This window comes from Streptomyces sp. Y1 (genome assembly GCF_041053115.1).
Lineage (GTDB): Bacteria > Actinomycetota > Actinomycetes > Streptomycetales > Streptomycetaceae > Kitasatospora > Kitasatospora rubellomurina.
This window is the reverse complement of record NZ_CP163445.1, coordinates 1,548,372-1,565,513: the sequence shown is the minus strand read 5'-3', so window position 1 is coordinate 1,565,513 and position 17,142 is coordinate 1,548,372. Positions and strand designations below refer to the sequence as shown.

The following is a 17,142-nucleotide window of genomic DNA, read 5'->3' as shown; positions in this document are numbered from 1 at the left end:
GTCCGGCGCGAGCCGTCCGGGCGCGGAGTCCCGGTGGGGGGCGTCCAGGCTTCAGCCCTCTGACGCCGGGCGCTGGCGTTCCACGAACTTCCGCTGCCAGGGCGTTTCGACGGCGTGCCGGTCGTAGTGCGTCCGCACATACGCCACCGCCTCGGCGGGCGGGACGCCGTCGAGGACGGCGATGCAGGCCAGGGCCGTCCCGGTGCGGCCCCGCCCGCCGGCGCAGGCGAGTTCGACGCGCTCGCCCGCACAGCGCTCCCAGACCTCGCGGAACACCTCGGCCGCGACGGCGCGGTCCGCCGGCAGCCGGAAGTCCGGCCAGCGCACCCACGTGCTCGGCCAGTCCATCGGGGCCGGCGGCCGCCCCAACAGGTAGTAGCCGACGTCGGGCCGGGGCCCGGGCGGCAGCGGGCGCAGCAGTCCCCGGCCGCGCAGCAGCCGGCCGGAGGGCAGCCGCAGCACGCCGGGAGCGGACGGGTCCCAGGTGCTGGGGGCGGAGGGCTCGGTCATGGTCTCGCTTTCCACGGTGTCGCCGGACGCCCACCCTCTCACTCCCGCCCGCGACGGAGGGCCCGGCCGCCGACGTTCGCTCGTGGCCGCCGGAGGGCTGTCCCCGGTCGCCACGGGGCGACGCGTGGTGCTGCCGCCGCCGGGCGAGCGCGGTCAGTGCCACCCGGATGATGACGGCGGATCCGGCGACGGCGACGGCGCCGAGGACTCGGGAACGACGGAACATGGTGGGGCTCCTCTCCGGGGGATCCGGACGGCCCCCGTGCAGTGCCCCAACGATGACCCCCGCCGCCTCCGTCGCACATGTACCGATCGGCACAACCTCAGCACCGGCAAACGCCGTGCCCCCTGCCGATCGGCAGGGGGCACGGCGCGAGCACGGGCACCGACCGGCACCAACGGGCGCGTCGGAGCCCTCAGGACGCCACGTGCAGCGCCGTCGCGCCCGGCAGGCCGGCGCGGTGGGCTAGGGCGGCCGCCTCGCCGCGGGTGGCGACGCCCAACTTGCCGAGGATGTTGGCGACATGGAACTTCACCGTCGACTCGCTGATGTGCAGCGCCTGGGCGATGTCGCGGTTGCGGCGCCCCTGGGCGAGCTCCAGCAGGACCTCCCGTTCGCGCGGCTGCAGGCCGTCCAACGGGTCGGCGGCGAGGGCCGGTTCGGGGGCGGTGAGCGGCAGGTCGACGGTGACGGTGGTGCCCCAGCCGGGGACGGCCTCGACGGCGCAGCTGCCGCCGAGCGCGGTGATCCGGTCGGCGGTGCGGTGGACGGCGAGGGCGTCGGCGGGCAGCAGGCCGGGGCCGTCGTCGCGGACGATCGCGCGCAGGGTGTCGCCGGTGAGCTGCCAGCTGACGTGCAGTCGGCTCAGCCGGTCCTGCTCCAGCATGACGAGCACGGCCGCCCGGACGGCGTCGCGGGCGGTGTGCGCGGTGTCGGCGGGGACGGTCCGGGCGCCGGTCCCGGCCGGGGGAGCCACGTCGAGCCGGACCCGGGTGTGCCGCAGCAGCGGCCGCAACTCCCGGTCGAGCCGGGCGAACGCGGCGTCGGCGGGCTCCTCGCTGAGCGCGCGGTCGAGGTCGGCGGCGCGGCGCAGGTCGAGCAGGGCGGTGACGGCCAGGTCGGTGGCGGCCCGCCGGGCGGTGGCGTCGTCGAGGGCGGCCGAGCGCAGCGGGGCGAGGACGGCGGTGAGCGCGGCGTTGTGCGCGCCGGTCAACTCGGCGATGGTGCGGGCGCGGGCGTTGGCGGCCGCGCGGGAGATCGCCGCGTGGGTGGGGGCGGCGTCGGTGGCGCGGTGCTCGGAGTGGGCGATGACGAGGTCCCACAGCTGCTGCAGGACGGCGAGCGCGCCGGGCGCGACCGGTTCGGCGTCGGCCCGGACCAGGACCAGCACCGCGCCGGGGGCGCCGCCCGGCGTCGTCGCGGCGACGACCACCGTCCGGGTGCGGCCGGCCAGTTCGGCCTCGCCCTGCCACGGCCGGCCCTGCGCGGTGGCGTCGGCGGCGAGGTCGGCCAGCCGGGACAGGTCGAGGCCGCTGATCGCGTCGGCGAGCTCGGCCGGGCCGTGGGTCCGGGCGGGGGAGAAGGTGCAGACGCCGTTCAACTGCGCGATCGCCTGGTGCGGGACGAGCGTGCCGAGCACCTCGGACAGCCGCGGCAGCACGTCCGGCCGGGGCGTGCGCAGGATCCGGACGGCCTGCGCGAGCGCGTCCTCGGGGCGGCTCCAGGGGCCCCGCCGGCTGCTGCCGTCCGTGCTGTCGCCCATCACGTCCTCGTTCGCTGCGTCGTCCCGCGTGTCGGCCATGGTGCCGAGCCTAGCCCGCCGGCCGCCCGGCGCGACCTGTCCTTCCGGCCAGGTGCAACCGTCCGAAAGGCCAGCCCGAGGCCCGCCGCCGAGGCCACAGGATGGAAGACGTCGGAGGAACACCAGCCACCGGCCGCAACCCGCCACAACCCGTTACGACCCAAGGGGATTCCCATGACCGAGACCACCTCCGCCACCCCGGCCGGCACGCCCACCAAGGCCATCGCGTTCGACCGGTTCGGCGACGCGGACGTGCTGAGCCCCGTCGAGATCGAGCTGCCCGCCCCCGGCCCCGGCCAGGTGCGGATCGCGGTCCGCGCGGTGGGCGTCAACCCGCTGGACCACAAGCTGCGCAGCGGCGCCATGGCCGGCTTCTTCCCGGTCGTCTTCCCCGCCGTCCCCGGCTACGAACTGGCCGGCGTGGTGGAGGCGGTCGGTGCGGAGGTGGCCGGATTCGCCCCCGGCGACGAGGTGTTCGGCGCGCCGATGGGCGGCGGCTACGCCGAGCACGCCCTGGTGGACGCCGCGACGCTGGCCCACAAGCCCGCCACCCTCGGCTGGGCGGAGGCCGCGGCGATCCCGGTGGCGGCCGAGACCGCCGAGCGGGCCCTGGACGTCCTCGGCGTGCGGTCCGGCGAGACGCTGCTGGTGCACGGCGCGGCCGGTGGCGTCGGCACCGTGCTGCTGCAGTTCGCCCGGGCGCGCGGCATCACCGTCGTCGGCACCGCGAGCGAGGCCAACCACGCCCACCTGCGCGACCTGGGCGCGATCCCGGTCACCTACGGCGAGGGCCTGGCCGAGCGGGTGCGCGCGGCCGCCCCGGGCGGCCGGGTCGACCGGGTGCTGGACGCCGCCGGGCAGGGCGGAGTGCTGCCGCTGTCGATCGAACTGGCCGGCGACGCGCAGCGCGTGCTGACCATCGCCGACCCGATGGGCGCGCCCGAGCACGGCGTGCGCTTCACCGGCGGCATGGAGGGCGGCGAGCCGTACCACCAGCGCGCCTACGCCGCCGCGCTCGCCCTGCACGAGGCGGGCACCCTGCGGCTGCCGCTGCACCGGGTGCTCCCGCTGGCGGAGGCGGTCGAGGCGCACCGGCTCAGCGAGCACGGGCACCTGCGCGGCAAGATCGTCCTGACGGTGTGACCGGTCGATCGGCCGTCCGCACCTCAACCGCCTGTCGTGACACGTCACCTGACGGCCGGTCGATAGAGTCCGCCGCATGACGATTGCGAGCGCGGCGGACGGCGGACGGCTGGCGGGGCGGACGGCCGTGGTCACGGGCGCGGCCAGCGGGATCGGCCGCGCCGTCGCGGAACGGTTCGTCCGCGAGGGCGCCTCGGTGGTCGCGACCGACATCGACGAGGCCGGGTTGGACCGGCTCGTCCGCCAACTTCCCGGCACCGTCAGCACGGTGGTCGGCGACGTGGCCCGGGACGAGGACGCCCGCCGGATGGTCGAGGCGGCGGTCGAGCGGCACGGGCGGCTCGACGTGCTGGTGGCCAACGCCGGGGTCATCCCGCTGATGGAGATCACCGAGGCCACCGCCGAGGACTGGGACCGGGTGATGGCCGTCGACGGCCGCGGCATGTTCCTCACCTGCAAGTACGCCATCCGGGCGATGACCGCCCAGGACCGGCCGGGCGGCTCGATCGTCTGCCTGTCCTCCATCTCCGGCGAAGCCGGCCAGCGCGGCCAAGCGGTGTACGGGCCGGCCAAGTTCGTCGCCTCCGGGCTGACCAAGCACCTGGCCGTCGAGTGGGCGGACCGCGGCATCCGGGTCAACGCCGTCGCCCCCGGCACCACCGCCACCGAGCGGGTCGCCCGGCTGCGCGACGAACCCGGCGGGCCCGAGTACCTGGCGGCGATCGAGCGGCTGCACCCGATGCGGCGCCTCGGCGACCCGGCCGAGGTCGCGGCCGCCGTGCTGTTCCTCGCCTCGGACGAGGCGTCCTTCGTCACCGGCGTCGTCCTGCCGGTCGACGGCGGGTACCTCGCGCAGTAGGCGGGTGCCCGGCACACGCCGTGCGACCTGCGGAAATTCGCTGGCGCGGGGGCGCCCGGCCGTGCTGGAGTGAGCGGATGGATCATGACGACGTACTCGCCCTGTTCGACCGCCGGCTCCGACGCGACGCGCGGCCGGACAGCGGCAGCACCCGCATCGAGCGCGACGGTGCCGTCCTGCGCCAGGTCGGCACCGCGCACGACTGGAACGGCGTCCTCTGGTCGGACCTGGACGAGGCGGGGGCGGACGAGGTGATCGCCGCGCAGGTGCGGTACTTCGCCGGGCTGGGCCTCGAGTTCGAGTGGAAGACCTACGGCCACGACCGGCCCGCCGACCTGGGCGAGCGGCTGCTGGCCGCCGGGTTCATCCCCGAGGACGAGCAGTCGGTGATGGTGGCGGACATCCGCGACCTGCCCACCGAGGTCGTGCTGCCCGAGGGCGTCCGGCTGGTCCCCGTCACCGACGCGGCCGGCGTCGACCTGATGGCCGAGGCCGCCGAGCAGGCCTTCGGCAAGCCCAACCCGGCCCAGCGGCAGCGGCTGCTCGACCAGCTCGCCCAGGGCTCCGAGACCGTCACCATGACCGTCGCGATGGCCGGCGACCGGCCGGTGTCCGCGGCGCGGATGGAGCTCGTCCCCGGCACCGAGTTCGCCGGCCTCTGGGGCGGCGGCACCGCGCCCGACTGGCGCGGGCGGGGCATCTACCGCGCCCTGGTCGCCCACCGCGCGCGGCTCGCCGCCGAGCTGGGCTACCGCTACCTCCAGGTCGACGCGAGCGACCAGAGCCGCCCCATCCTGCAGCGCCTCGGCTTCGCCCGGCTGAGCACGACCACGCCGTACGTGAAGGGCGTGTCCTGACGGTTCCGGTGTGACCGCTCGCGCGCCGCGCCCCCTGCCGATCGGCAGGGGGCACGGCGCTTTCGGCGCCGGGGTTGTGCCGATCGGTACATGTGCGGCGGGGGTGGCGGGGGTCATGGTTGGGGCACTGCACGGGGGCCGTCCGGGCTCCCGGGGGAGGAGACCTACCGTGTTCCGTACGTTCCGCTTGTTCCGCTGCGCCCGTTCCCGTGTCGTCGGCGTCGCTGTCGTCGGCTCCGCCGTCACCGGGGTCGCGCTGGCCGCGATCGCCCGGTGGCGGGGGTCACACCGTGAGCGAGGCCCGAGCGTCCCCTGCCGTGGCCCTGACCGGGTCGGCCGTCCCCGTGAGCCGGCCGAGCCCGAAGCAGGTGCTGTGCCGCGTCCCGGTGTCGTGCGCGGCGGTCCGCACGAGCGCGTACTGGACGGGCACGGCGAGGGCCGCCACCGGCAGCACCAGGCAGAGCAGGGCGCGCCCCAGGCCGGACCGGCGCTTCGCCCGGTGCCGCAGGCCGGTGGCGAGCTGCCAGCCGCCCCAGCAGACCGCGCCGACGCCCAGCGCCACGCCCGCCCAGGCGAGCGGCAGCACGTACACGGCGGCGCCGGGGCTGTCGTGGCAGGTGCTCACCAGCGCGCGGACGTCGTCGTCCGCGACGAGCGTCGGCACCGCGCAGGCCCAGCCGAGGCAGGCGAGCAGCAGTGGGCCACCGGCCCCGCGGAACGCGCCGGTGGGTGCGTGGACGTGGTTCATGACTCCCCCTGGCCCAAGCGTTCCGGCCATGGCCGTTCCGACCATGATCGACATGGGCTCGGCCATGGTACCGGCGGTACCGGCACCGGCACTGCCTGCGTCGGCGTCGGCAGGAGGAGGTCGGCGGGCCGTGGGGAGCCGGCTGCCGGGTCATCCGGCCGCTCGCGCCCCGGTCCGCCCGGCGGAGCCGCCGGCCCCGGTGAGGTCCGAGAACGCCGCGAGGTCCGCGAGAGCGGCCGCCTCCCCGGGTTCCCCGGCGAAGGCCACCCCACCCCGGTGCAGCACGTACACGGCCGCCGCCCCGGCGAGGGTGCGGGGCAGCCCCTGCCCGGCCACCACGACCGTCCGCCCGGCGGCCGCACCGGCCAGCAGGTGCGCGTGCAGCCGGGCCGCGACAGCGGGGGCCAGGCCGCGCTCGGGCTCGTCGAGCAGCAGCAGGGTCGGCCGCGCCGCCAACGCCCGTCCGATCGCCACGAGTTGCTGCTGACCGCCGGAGAGCTCGCCGGCCCGGCGGGTCAGCAGCGGTGCCAGCTCGGGGAAGAGCTCCAGCACCTCCTCCCGGCCGCGCCCGGACCTGGCCAGGTCCAGGTTCTCGGCCACGGTCAGCGAACCGAACACCCCGCGCTCGGCCGGCACCAGGGCCAGCCCCCTGCGCACCCGCTGATGCACCGACAGCCCGCTCACGTCCCGGCCCTGCCACAGCACCCGGCCACCCGACAGCCGCACCACCCCCGCCAGCGCGTTCAGCGCGCTCGTCCGCCCGGCGCCGTTGCGGCCGAGCAGGACGGTCACCGCGCCGGCGGGGAAGGCGAGGTCGATCCCGTGGAGGGCCTCGAGGGGGCCGTAGCGGACGCGGACGGAGAGGAGGGCTGCTGCGGGTGGCACGGGGTGGTCACCTCCGGGGCTGGCGGCGGGAGTCAGGGGTGTCGTTCGCCGGGGCGGCCGGCCCGGCGTGCGCAGCGGAGGGGGTCATGTCCGGGCTCCCCAGGCCCCGGCGACCCGGGGGTCGGTGAGGACGGCCGCGGTCGGGCCGGCGGCGACCAGCCGCCCCTGGGCCATGGCGTAGACGGTGTCGGCGAGTTCGGCGACCAGGCCGGCGTCGTGCTCGACCAGCAGCAGCGCCAGGCCGCGCTCGGCGAGGCCCCGGAGGACGGCGACCAGGCGGGAGGTCTGCGCCGCGTCGAGTCCGGCGGCCGGTTCGTCGAGGAGCAGGACGCAGGGGTCGGCGGCGAGGGCACGGGCGAGTTCGACCAGGCGCAGGGTGCCGGTGGGCTGGGAGCCGGCGGGCTCGGCGGCGACGTCCCGCAGGCCGAGCAGGTCCAGCGCCCGGGCGGTTTGTGCGGCAACCGCGCGCGGGTCGGTACGGCCCTGCCGGTGCTCGGCACCGACGCGCACGTTGTCGCCCACCGAGAGGGTGGGGAAGACGGCGATCTGCTGGAAGGTCCGCGCCAGCCCGAGCCGGACGCGCCGGTGGGCGGGCAGCCGGGTGACGTCCCGTCCGTTGAGCAGCACCCGTCCGGCGTCGGGGCGGGCGGTCCCGGCGAGGCAGTCGAAGAGGGTGCTCTTCCCGGCGCCGTTGGGCCCGATCAGCGCGGTGATCCGTCCGGCCCGGGCGGTCAGGTCCACTCCGGCGACGGCCTCGATGCCGCCGTACCGTCGTACGATCCCGCGCGCGGTGAGCCGGCCGTTCACCGCGCTGCTCCGGCAGGGCTCCCGGCTGCCGCCGTGCGGGCGGGGCGTTGCGCGGGCTGCCCGCGCTCCGCCCGCCCGGACGGGGTGGGTTCTGCGCCTGCCGGTGTCGCTCGGGGCGGGACGTGCAGGTCGCCGCCGTGCGGGGTTCCCCCGGGCGGGAAGGCGTCGGCCGGGGCCGGGTTCATGGCTGACGCTCCCGCGCGAGCCGGGCGGTGATCGCGGCGCGGGCGCGCAGCCCGGCGGGGGAGAGTCGACCGGGTGGCAGGGGTGCGGCGGAAGCGGGGCCGCCGGCGCCGCCGGGCCGACGACTGGTCGGGAGGGCGGCGAGCCCCCCGGGCAGGCGCCCCATGGCTGTGGCGAGGACGCCGATGGCGACGGCCGAGACGCCCGCGACGGTGCCGGCGTCCAGGCCGATCAGCAGCGCGGCGGCGAGGACGGCGCCGAGCGCGCTGTCGGCCCCGACGACGACCACGGCCGCGAACCACAGCAGCCCCCGCACGGGGTCGAAGGAGGCCGCGTCGAAGGCCCGCCCGGCGAGCCCCGTCAGCCCGCCGCCGAGCGCGGCCAGCGCCGCGCCGACGACGAAGGCGAACGACTTCAGCCCGGGCACGTCGACGCCGGCCGCGACCGCGCCCGGCTCGTGGTCGCGCATCGCGGTCAGCGCCCGGCCGAGTCGCCCTCGGTGCAGGGCCCGGACGGCGAGCAGGCCGGCGCCGAGCAGCAGCAGTTCGGCGAGGTAGAAGGCGCGGTCTCCGGAGAGGAAGGACGGTCGTTCGAGGAGGAGCCCGGTGGTGGCGTACGGCTGCTCGAAGACGAACCGGCTCATCGCCGTCCCGACCGCGAAGGTGACCAGGGCCAGCGCCAGCCCGCGCCGCCGGATCGCGGGCCACCCGGTGAGCAGGCCGAGCGGCGCGGTGGCGAGGACGGCGAGCAGCAGTGCGGGCCCGGCGGGCAGCGCCGGCAGGCCGGGGACGCGGCCGGACATCAGCAGCGCGGTGCCGAGCGAGCCGAGGCCCGCGTACCCGGCCTGCCCGAGCGAGATCTGCCCGCCGTAGCCGGTCACCACGACGACGGACAGCAGCACCAGCGCGAGCGCGGGCACCAGCAGGGCGCTGCGCAGGTCGTTGCCCCGGAAGCCGAACGGCAGCAGGAGCAGCACCAGGCAGACCGTCCCGGCGAGCCGCCCCCGACCGCCATCCCCGGCCCCGTCTCTGCCCCCGCTCCCAATCCCGACGCCGAGCGGCCGGACGGCCAGCGGTGCGCTCACCGTCCGCTCCTCGCCGGTGATGCGCGGCCCGGCCAGCAGCGCGGTGGCGAGCAGCGCCACCACGAACAGGTTGGACTGCACGGCCTCGACGAGCGGCAGCAGCTGCCCGGCCGGGCGCAGCCGGGTCAGTTCGGCCTGGGCGATGCCGAGCCCGAGCCCGGTGGCGACGGCGACCGGGATGCTGCGCAGCCGGGCGGCGACGGCGACGGCCATCGTCTCCATCACCAGCAACGGCAGCCCGTACGGGTCGAGCAGCAGGTAGGGCGCGAGGGCGATGCCGACCAGCCCGGCGGTGAAGGTGCCGAACGCCCAGCCGGCGGCGGAGACCCGGTCGGCGTCGACGCCGGAGAGGGCGGCGAGGCGCCGGTCGTCGACGACGGCGCGCAACCGCAGGCCGAACCCGGTCCAGCGGGTGGTGGCGGCGACGGCCAGGCCGAGCACCAGGATGGCGGCCAACTGGGCGACGGTGTCGGGCCGCAGGCCGTGCCCGCCGGGCAGCCGGATCGGCGCGCCGCCGAACGGTGAGGGGGCACCGGCCAGCGGCGCCGCGCCCCACAGCAGGACGGCGGCGCCGATGAGCAGCACGAACACTCCGAGCCCGGCGACCATGGTCTCGGCCGGTCCGGCCCCGCGCCGTTGCAGCGGCCGGTAGACCAGGACGTCCAGCAGCACGCCGAGGGCCGGGGCGACCACCAGCAGGCAGAGTGCGACGGCCGGCCACATCGGCCAGTGCCGCACCACCACGAGGTCCCGCAGCAGGTAGGCGACGGCCATGGCCTGGGCGCCCTGGGCGATGTTGAGCACGCCGGTGGCGCGGTGGCAGACGACCAGGCCGATGCCGCTGAGCGCGGCGGCGCTGCCCACGGTGAGCCCGGCGAGCGCGAGGTCGACGGTGAGCGGGTCGGGGGCGGTGGCGAGCACCGCGAGCGGGGCGGTGCCCGGGCCGGGAAGGACGGTCAGCACGGGAATCGCCGTTCAGCCGGTCGGCGGGGCGGGTTCGCCCGGACGGGTGGGCCGGCCCGGTCCGGTGGGCGTGCCGGACGCGCCGGGCGTACCGGGCGGGCCCTGCGCGGCGGGTTCGCAGAGCGGGCAGGGCGTCAGCTCCCGGGCCCGGACGGCTTCCTCGTCCACCGCGGCCGCCCGGGCCTTGCCGGCGACCAGTGGGCACTGCGGCCGGTGGTAGTGGGCGCCCTCGGGCACGGCGAGCCAGCCCTCCTCACCGGCCTCACCGGTCGCCCCTCTCGCACCGCCCGCACCTCCGGCATCGGCCGTACCGGCGCCGTCGTCGGCCGTGCCGTCCGCCGGTTCGACCAGCAGCTCGTACAGCCGCGCCACCCGCCGGTCGGTCAGATCGCCTTCGGAGAAACCGCCCCCCGAGCGGCCGCCGCCCGGCCGCAGCGCGACGAGCACCGCGCCGGCCACGATCAGTGCCGCGCCCGGCACCGTGGACGAGGCCAGGTAGGGGATCTGCTGCTCGGCGTAACGCTCGCCGGAGACCCCGTACCAGCCGAGCACGGACAGCACGGCGCCGACCGCGAGCACGACCCAGCCGGCCCACTCCCTCCCGCCCCGGGCCGTCCGCAGGAACCGGGCGGCGCGCCGGGCGGGCGGCATCCGCGCGGCATTGCGGGCGGTTTCGCCGCCGGATTGCGATTCGTCCATGGATCCGCCTTCATGGTGTCACTTGAGACGTTTCCAGGATCGGCCTGGAACAGCATCCGGGACACCGCGCACGGGCCTCGCGCACATCGACCCCGCGCACATCGACCCCGCGCACACCGCCCGCGCACACCCGGGCGGCGCAGCCGAGAGGGAGCACAGACCATGCACGTGACGCGAAGCGGAACCCCCACGGGCGGCGGCCCGGCCCTGCGGACGGTGAGCGCACTGCTCGCCCTGATGCTGGCGGGCTCGGCGGCCGCGTGCAGCAGCAGCAAGTCCAGCTCCTCGGCGAGTTCGAGCGCCAGCGCCAGCGCCAGTGCGAGCGCGAGTGCCAGTGCCAGTGCCAGTGCCAGTGCCAGCGCGAGTGCCAGCTCCGCGAGCGCGTCGGCGGGCGCCGCCAACTCCGTGCCCGCCGACCCGGCCGCCGCCAAGACGGAGATCACCACCAACTGGGAGAAGTTCTTCGACCCCAACACCCCCATCCCCGACAAGGCCAAGCTGCTCCAGGGCGGCGACGTGCTGCTCCCGGCGCTGCAGGGCTTCTCGCAGGACCCGCGGGTCGGCCAGGTGCAGGCGAAGGTCAGCGACGTCGGGTTCATCGACGCCGCTTCCGCGACGGTCACCTACTCGCTCTCCCTCCAGGGCAACGTGGTCGAGCCGAGCGCGACCGGCCAGGCCGTCCTCGACAACGGGACCTGGAAGGTCTCCCGCTCGACGCTGTGCGGCCTGCTCACCCAGGCGGCCGGCGCCAGCGGCACCCCGATCCCCGGATGCAGCTGACCACCGCCCGGCCCATCGTCAGACTCGTTCCCCGGTCGGTCGCCCGCGCTGCCGCCGGCCGGCCGGGGGCTCCGGCGGCGGCGCGCCCGGCAGTCCTCCCGGCCGTGCTCCTGGCCGTCCTGCTGGTCCTCACCGGCTGCGGCACCCGGCTGCCGGACGGCGCCTTCACCGCCCGGCCCCGCCCCACCCCCGGCACCCCCACCAGCGCTCCCACCGGCTCCGCCGCCACCGGCAACCCGGCCTCCGACACCGGTGTCACCGCCGACGAGATCCGGATCGGCGTCGTCACCTCACTCACCAGCCCGGTCGGCAGCGAGGTGTTCAGCGGGCCTCGCTACGGAGCGCAGGCGTTCTTCCAGGCCCTCAACGACCGCGGCGGCCTGCACGGGCGCACCGTCCGGCTGGTCACCTGCGACGACGGCGGCAGCGGCATCGGCAACCAGGACTGCGTCCACCGGCTGATCGACCAGGCGCACGTGTTCGCCTTCGTCAGCGGCAGCGTCCTCGACTACGCGGGCGCCGCCTACGTGAGCGGCAAGGCGGTGCCGGACGTCGGCGGCCAGCCGATCGGCACCGCGTACGACCGCTGGCCGCACCTGTACGGGATCTACGGCAGCGCCGCGCCGCGCGACGGCCGCTCGGTCGGCTGGAACGGCACGCTCTACCAGAGCACCGAGGTGTTCCGGTTCTTCAAGCAGCGCCTGGGCGCGGCCAGCGCCGCCGTGGTGGCCTACAACCAGGCCGACTCGGCCCGGTACGCCGCGCAGCTGAAGGCCGGGCTGGAGGCCGAGGGGTACCGGGTGCTGCTCCAGACGGTGGACTTCGCGCTGCCGAACTTCCAGGCGGTGGCCGCGGCCGTCCGGGCGGACGGCTCGCAGCTGCTCTTCGACGCCATGGACACCCGGGGCAATGCGGCGCTGTGCCGGGCGCTGGACGAGGCGGGGGTGCAGGTGGCCGCGAAGGTCACCAACGTGCAGAACTGGTCCGAGTCGGTGCGCACCGACTACGCCTCCTCGCCGAACTGCCGCAACGCGCTGTGGGCGACGTCGTCGAGCCTGAACTATGAGGACGAGCAGTACCCGGCGGTGCACGACTTCCGCGCCGCGATGGCCCGTTACCTCCCGGACCGCGCCGGCCGGCTGTCCGCCTGGGAGCTGGAGGGCTGGGCCGGGGCACAGTGGCTGGCCGACGCGATGGGCTCCTGCGGCGCCGCGCTGACCCGGGCCTGCGTGGAGGCGTTCATGAACCGCGCCGAGCCGTACGACGCGCACGGCCTGATCCTGCCCGCCTCCTTCGTCCCGCAGCCGCCGCCCGCCGGCCCGGTCCACGCCTGCCTGAACGCGGCCCGCTGGCAGGACTCCGCCCGGGGCGGCCAGGGCGGCTGGGTGACCCAGGTGCCGTCGATGACCACCACCTGCTTCGACGTCCCGCAGCTGCCGTACCGGCCGTGAGCGGCACTGGAAGGCCCTGAGCGGCCGTGAGCGGCCTGAGCGGCCCTGGGCGGCCCTGAGCGGCGCTGGGAGGCCCCGAGCCGCGCTGACCGGTCGGCACCCGGCAGGTCAGCCGGTATCGGCCGGAGGCCGGGTCTGGGTCTGGGTCTGGGTCTGGGCCTGGGTCTGGGGCTGGGTTCGGGTCCTGAGCGGGAGACGGAAGCGGGACGCGCCGTCGTCCGGGAGCCGTTCCACCAGGACGATCGCGGCGTCGTCGTCCAGATGCCCGCCGACGTACCCGAGCAGGTCGCGGCGCAGGTGCTGCAGCAGGGCGGCCGGGCGGTCCCCGAGCCAGGCGGTGACGCGCTCCTCGAGCGGATAGAAGTGGCGCTGCGCGTTCCGGGCTTCGATCACGCCGTCGGTGTAGATCAGCAGGCGGTCGCCGGGGACGAACGGGAAGACCTCCACCTCGTAGCGGGTCGGGGCGAGTTCGCCGAGCCCGAGCGGCGGGGCCGGCCGGCGGGCGGCGACGGTGGTGACGCCGTCCGGGCGCAGCAGCAGCGGGGGAGGGTGGCCGCAGTCGATCAGGCTGACCTCGGTGCCGTCGTCGGGGATGTCCAGCAGGACGGCGGTGATGAAGGACTCACCGGTGTCCTCGCTGCTCGCCCCGACCACCTCGGGCGAGGGCGAGGGGAGCAGCCGGGCCTGGCGGGACTGCTCGGCGAGCTGGGCGAGGTCCCAGCTGACGCTGCCGTCCAGGTAGGCGGCCAGTTCGGGCAGCTCGGCGTGCAGGTGGGCGGCGGCCCGGAAGGCGCCGAGCAGCAGGGCGGCGTCGCCGAGCGAGGACAGGCCCTTGCCGCGGACGTCGCCGACCAGCAGCCGGGTGCCGGTGGCGGTGCGCGCGGCCGCGTACAGGTCGCCGCCGACCTGCGCCTCGGCCTCGGCGGCCAGGTAGACCGAGGCGAGGTGCAGCGGCCCGATCTGCTCCGGCAGCGGGCGCAGCAGCACCCGCTGGGCGGCCTCGGAGACGGTGCGGACCCGGGCCAGTTCGCGCTCGTGCCGGTCGCGCAGCACCCGCAGGCCGACGATCAGCACCGAGACGACGAGCTGCGCGCCCAGCTGGGTCTGGTGGTTGGCGGTGGTGAGGCCGTCCCGGGCCACCCCGATCACGGTGAGCGCGGCGATGGCGAGCAGCGCGACGGCCGCGGTTCCGCGGGCGCCGGCGAAGGAGGCGGTCAGGGCAGGGGCCACGATCAGCAGCGGGCCGAGGTGGATGTGCGGCGGGGAGAGGATGTCCACGACGGTGATCAGCACGATCAGCACGAGGACCAGGGCCGTCAGGACGCGGCGGTCGGGGAGCCAGGTGCGTCGGTGGTCGCGGGGGCGCTGCCGGAGGGGCACTCCTCCTCTGTACACCGTCCGGACGGTGGGGCGCATTCCGGGCGGCCCGCGCGGGCGGGTGCCGGGCGCGCCCGGGCATTCGGGGCATTCGGGGCGGCCGAGGCATCCCGGGGGCGGGCGCCGGGCGGACGTCGGGCGGGCGGCCGGGCGGTGCGCCGGGGTCAGCGCGGGGTCAGCCCTCGGCGCCGTACCGTGCCAGGTAGGCGGCGAAGCGGGCGACGTCCTCGTCGGACCAGTCGGTGAACCGGGCGGTGAAGGCCTGACGGCGCTGCTCGTTGGCGTCCCGCAGCAGGGTCAGCCCGGCGTCGGTGGCGCGCAGGATCTGGCCGCGCTGGTCGTCCGGGTCGGCCTCGCGGGCCAGCAGGCCGAGCTTCTCCAGGGCGCCGACCTGCCGGCTGACGGTCGACTTGTCGAGCATGAAGTACGCCGCGACGTCGGCGGCCCGGCTGCCGCCGCGCTCGGTGATCAGGTCGAGGATGCTGTAGGTGACCAGCGAGAGGTCGGGGTGCAGCTGGGAGGCCTTGTGCCGGGCACGGCGGGCGAAGGCGGTCAGCTCGCGCTGGATGGTGTCGATGGACGACTCGCGGCCGGGCACGGCGTTCCTACCTCCTCGGAATTTGTTGCACTATACAACAGATCCGCCCGGTGTGGCGCCCGGCCCCCGAGGCTCCGGTCCCGGTCCCGGTCCCGGTCCCGGTCCCGGTCCCGGTCCCGGTCCCGGTCCCGGTCTCGGTCCCGGTCCTGGATCCGTTTCCGGTCCCGTGGCCCGCCAGGCCCGGGCGGCGGCGATCCGGCGCGCCGTACTCGGGTGAGTGGCGAACAGTAGCTCAAGCAGCCTCGGCGGGTCGACATCGGCGACGTTCGCCACCGCCAGTCTGCGCTGCATCGCGACGAACTGCTCGACGTCCCCGGTCAGTTCGAGGGCGTGCCGGTCCGCCCGCGCCTCGATCCGGCGGCTCACCGCGCACTGGGCCGGCCCCGACAGCGTCCCCAGCAGCACCGCCAGCGCGGCCAGCAGCGGCAGCGCCCGCGGATCCGCCGCGTCCGCGGCGCCGGCCGCGTCCAGCAGCGGCCGCCAGGCCGACAGCAGCCCGAGCAGGGCCACGGCGGCGGCCGCGCCCACCGCCCCCAGCGCCGTGCCGGTCGGCACGTCCCGGTGCTTGACGTGCCCCAGCTCGTGCGCCACCACCAGCTCCACCTCGCGCGGCTCCGCCGTCGACAGCAGCGTGTCGTACGCGACGATCCGGCGGGTCGAGCCGAAGCCGGAGACGTACGCGTTGAGCGCACTGGTCCGCCGGGAGGCGTCCGCCACCAGGACCTCCGCCACCCGCACCCCGTCCCGCTCGGCGAGCCCCAGCAGCGCGCCGCGCAGCTCGCCCGGCGGCATCGGGGTGAAGCGGTTGAACACCGGCTCGATCAGCAGGGGGTGCAGGAAGGACAGCGCCACGGTCAGCAGAGCCGCCGCGCCCGCCGCCGGCACCCACCACCGCGAGGGCGACCACCCGGTCAGCGCGAACAGCCCCAGCGCCAGCGGCAGGAACAGTCCGAGGGCGAGCGCCAGCCCGCGCAGCTCGTCCACCGCCCAGCCGCCCCACCCCTGCGTCACCAGGCCGAACCGGGCCCGCACCGCCCGCACCCGCGCACCGAACGGCAGCTGCAGCGCCTGCCCGAGCAGCACCAGCGCGGCCGCGCCCGCCAGCACCTCGGCGGCCCAGGAGCCGCCGAACCACCCGCCGGCCGCCGACACCAGGCCGGCCCCGGCCGACGTCAGGCCCAGGACGAGGCTGAGCGCCAGCCCCGCGGCCCGGCCGGCGAGCACCCACGGCACCTGTGCCCGGCGCAGTGCCCGCCCCCGGGCGCGCTCGGCGGGCGTGAAGTCGGGAGCGGGGGGCGGGGCTGCTCCGTCGCTGGCATCCATGCTCGGTGCGCGCCTCCTCCTGGCGATCCGGTGCGTCGAGCCCCATCATCGCGCTCCCGGACTCGCGCCCGCCCCCTCGTTACTGCTTGACAGGGTGCGTAATACTGTAACGCGCGCGGCCCGGCACGCGTCGTGGCGTGGTCGGACGCGGCCGTGGCACGGCCGGACGCGACCCTGACGCGTCCGGCCGCACCAACGCCGGCGTCAACGCTGGGTCCGGCGCGCGCCCCCTCCCAGCAGTTCGGAGCACGACATGCATCCCTTCCTCGACCACCCGGGGCCGCTCGCGTTCGCGCACCGGGGCGGCGACCTCGGGCACCCCGAGAACTCGCTCGCCGCGTTCGAGGCGGCCGTCGCGCTCGGGTACCGCTACCTGGAGACGGACGTGCACGCCACCCGCGACGGGGTGCTGGTCGCCTTCCACGACACCCGGCTCGACCGGGTCACCGACCGCGGCGGTGCCGTCGCCGAGCTGCCCTGGGAGACCGTCCGGCAGGCCCGGATCGGCGGCACCGAGCCCGTGCCGCTGCTGGAGGACCTGCTGGGCGCGTTCCCCGCCGCCCGCTTCAACATCGACGTCAAGGCGGCGCCCGCCGTCGCGCCGCTGGTCGAGACGATCCGCCGGACGAACGCCTGGGACCGGGTCTGCGTCGGCGGCTTCTCCGACTCCCGGCTCGCCGCCGTCCGCGCCGCCGCCGGCCCCCGGCTGGCCACCTCGCTCGGCCCGCGCGAGGTCGCCCGGCTGCGGCTGCGCTCCCTGGCCGGGCCGCTGCTGCCCGCGCGCGGGCCGTCCATCGGCGGGGCGCCGTACGCCGGGGTGTGCGCCCAGGTGCCGGAGCGGCACAAGGGCGTGCGGGTCGTCGACCGGGCCTTCGTCCGGGCCGCGCACCGCCTCGGCCTGCAGGTTCACGTGTGGACTGTGGACGATGCCACACGGATCAGGACTCTCCTCGACCTGGGTGTGGATGGCATCATGGCCGATCGCATCGACGTCCTGCGGGACGTCCTCGGCGAGCGCGGCTGCTGGACCGACGGCAGCGCCTAGGAGCCAGGAGCCCCATGAGCACCACGGA

Annotated in this window: 16 protein-coding genes; 6 read left to right on the top strand and 10 right to left on the bottom strand. The window is 76.5% G+C overall.

Annotation, left to right across the window (positions count from 1 at the left end; all coding sequences use genetic code 11):
- Positions 1–51: 51 nt before the first annotated feature.
- Together AB2U05_RS06570 and AB2U05_RS06565 are read right to left on the bottom strand one after the other, a co-directional pair.
- The gene (locus tag AB2U05_RS06570) at positions 52–510 is read right to left on the bottom strand and encodes a hypothetical protein (RefSeq protein ID WP_045699044.1); all 459 of its coding nucleotides are present in this window, start codon (positions 508–510) and stop codon (positions 52–54) included.
- 416 nt (positions 511–926) lie between these two features.
- Positions 927–2,312: a LuxR C-terminal-related transcriptional regulator gene (locus AB2U05_RS06565; protein ID WP_369182691.1), complete on the bottom strand. Its 1,386-nt coding sequence runs from the start codon at positions 2,310–2,312 to the stop codon at positions 927–929.
- 174 nt (positions 2,313–2,486) lie between these two features.
- Between AB2U05_RS06565 and AB2U05_RS06560 the strand changes: the two genes are divergently transcribed.
- The 3 genes from AB2U05_RS06560 to AB2U05_RS06550 all read left to right on the top strand — a co-directional run bounded on the left by AB2U05_RS06560 (position 2,487) and on the right by AB2U05_RS06550 (position 5,171).
- On the top strand, positions 2,487–3,455 hold the full coding sequence (locus tag AB2U05_RS06560; protein WP_045711113.1) for an NADP-dependent oxidoreductase: 969 nt from the start codon (positions 2,487–2,489) through the stop codon (positions 3,453–3,455).
- A 76-nt stretch (positions 3,456–3,531) separates the two neighbouring features.
- Positions 3,532–4,314: an SDR family NAD(P)-dependent oxidoreductase gene (locus AB2U05_RS06555; RefSeq protein ID WP_369182690.1), complete on the top strand. Its 783-nt coding sequence runs from the start codon at positions 3,532–3,534 to the stop codon at positions 4,312–4,314.
- Positions 4,315–4,391: 77 nt separating this feature from the next.
- The gene (locus AB2U05_RS06550) at positions 4,392–5,171 is read left to right on the top strand and encodes a GNAT family N-acetyltransferase (protein ID WP_369182689.1); all 780 of its coding nucleotides are present in this window, start codon (positions 4,392–4,394) and stop codon (positions 5,169–5,171) included.
- Positions 5,172–5,454: 283 nt separating this feature from the next.
- Here the strand turns inward: AB2U05_RS06550 and AB2U05_RS06545 are convergent, their stop codons facing one another.
- The 5 genes from AB2U05_RS06545 to AB2U05_RS06525 all read right to left on the bottom strand — a co-directional run bounded on the left by AB2U05_RS06545 (position 5,455) and on the right by AB2U05_RS06525 (position 10,492).
- A complete protein-coding gene (locus tag AB2U05_RS06545; RefSeq protein WP_045699036.1) occupies positions 5,455–5,919 on the bottom strand; it encodes a hypothetical protein in 465 nt (154 codons plus the stop codon).
- Positions 5,920–6,069: 150 nt separating this feature from the next.
- The gene (locus AB2U05_RS06540) at positions 6,070–6,804 is read right to left on the bottom strand and encodes an ABC transporter ATP-binding protein (protein WP_369182688.1); all 735 of its coding nucleotides are present in this window, start codon (positions 6,802–6,804) and stop codon (positions 6,070–6,072) included.
- A gap of 84 nt (positions 6,805–6,888) precedes the next feature.
- Positions 6,889–7,611 carry an ABC transporter ATP-binding protein gene (locus AB2U05_RS06535; protein WP_167352941.1) on the bottom strand — a complete coding sequence of 241 codons (723 nt, stop codon included), beginning with the start codon at positions 7,609–7,611 and terminating at the stop codon, positions 6,889–6,891.
- Positions 7,612–7,792: 181 nt separating this feature from the next.
- Positions 7,793–9,841 carry an ABC transporter permease gene (locus tag AB2U05_RS06530; RefSeq protein ID WP_369182687.1) on the bottom strand — a complete coding sequence of 683 codons (2,049 nt, stop codon included), beginning with the start codon at positions 9,839–9,841 and terminating at the stop codon, positions 7,793–7,795.
- Between the two features lie 12 nt (positions 9,842–9,853).
- On the bottom strand, positions 9,854–10,492 hold the full coding sequence (locus AB2U05_RS06525; RefSeq protein ID WP_369185915.1) for a hypothetical protein: 639 nt from the start codon (positions 10,490–10,492) through the stop codon (positions 9,854–9,856).
- A 210-nt stretch (positions 10,493–10,702) separates the two neighbouring features.
- Here AB2U05_RS06525 and AB2U05_RS06520 point away from each other — a divergent pair, with 210 nt between their 5' ends.
- Positions 10,703–11,320, top strand: a complete 618-nt coding sequence (locus tag AB2U05_RS06520; protein WP_045710379.1) for a hypothetical protein — start codon at positions 10,703–10,705, stop codon at positions 11,318–11,320.
- Between the two features lie 104 nt (positions 11,321–11,424).
- Positions 11,425–12,771 carry an ABC transporter substrate-binding protein gene (locus AB2U05_RS06515; RefSeq protein WP_369182686.1) on the top strand — a complete coding sequence of 449 codons (1,347 nt, stop codon included), beginning with the start codon at positions 11,425–11,427 and terminating at the stop codon, positions 12,769–12,771.
- A gap of 108 nt (positions 12,772–12,879) precedes the next feature.
- Here the strand turns inward: AB2U05_RS06515 and AB2U05_RS06510 are convergent, their stop codons facing one another.
- The 3 genes from AB2U05_RS06510 to AB2U05_RS06500 all read right to left on the bottom strand — a co-directional run bounded on the left by AB2U05_RS06510 (position 12,880) and on the right by AB2U05_RS06500 (position 16,069).
- Positions 12,880–14,151 (bottom strand): PP2C family protein-serine/threonine phosphatase, encoded by a 1,272-nt coding sequence (locus AB2U05_RS06510; RefSeq protein ID WP_369182685.1) that lies wholly within the window; start codon positions 14,149–14,151, stop codon positions 12,880–12,882.
- Between the two features lie 172 nt (positions 14,152–14,323).
- On the bottom strand, positions 14,324–14,746 hold the full coding sequence (locus AB2U05_RS06505) for a MarR family winged helix-turn-helix transcriptional regulator (RefSeq protein WP_045699031.1): 423 nt from the start codon (positions 14,744–14,746) through the stop codon (positions 14,324–14,326).
- A gap of 30 nt (positions 14,747–14,776) precedes the next feature.
- Positions 14,777–16,069, bottom strand: a complete 1,293-nt coding sequence (locus AB2U05_RS06500; protein WP_369182684.1) for a M48 family metalloprotease — start codon at positions 16,067–16,069, stop codon at positions 14,777–14,779.
- Positions 16,070–16,322: 253 nt separating this feature from the next.
- Here AB2U05_RS06500 and AB2U05_RS06495 point away from each other — a divergent pair, with 253 nt between their 5' ends.
- Complete coding sequence (locus AB2U05_RS06495; protein ID WP_045710381.1) at positions 16,323–17,114, top strand: glycerophosphodiester phosphodiesterase; 792 nt, start codon at positions 16,323–16,325, stop codon at positions 17,112–17,114.
- Positions 17,115–17,142 lie beyond the last annotated feature (28 nt).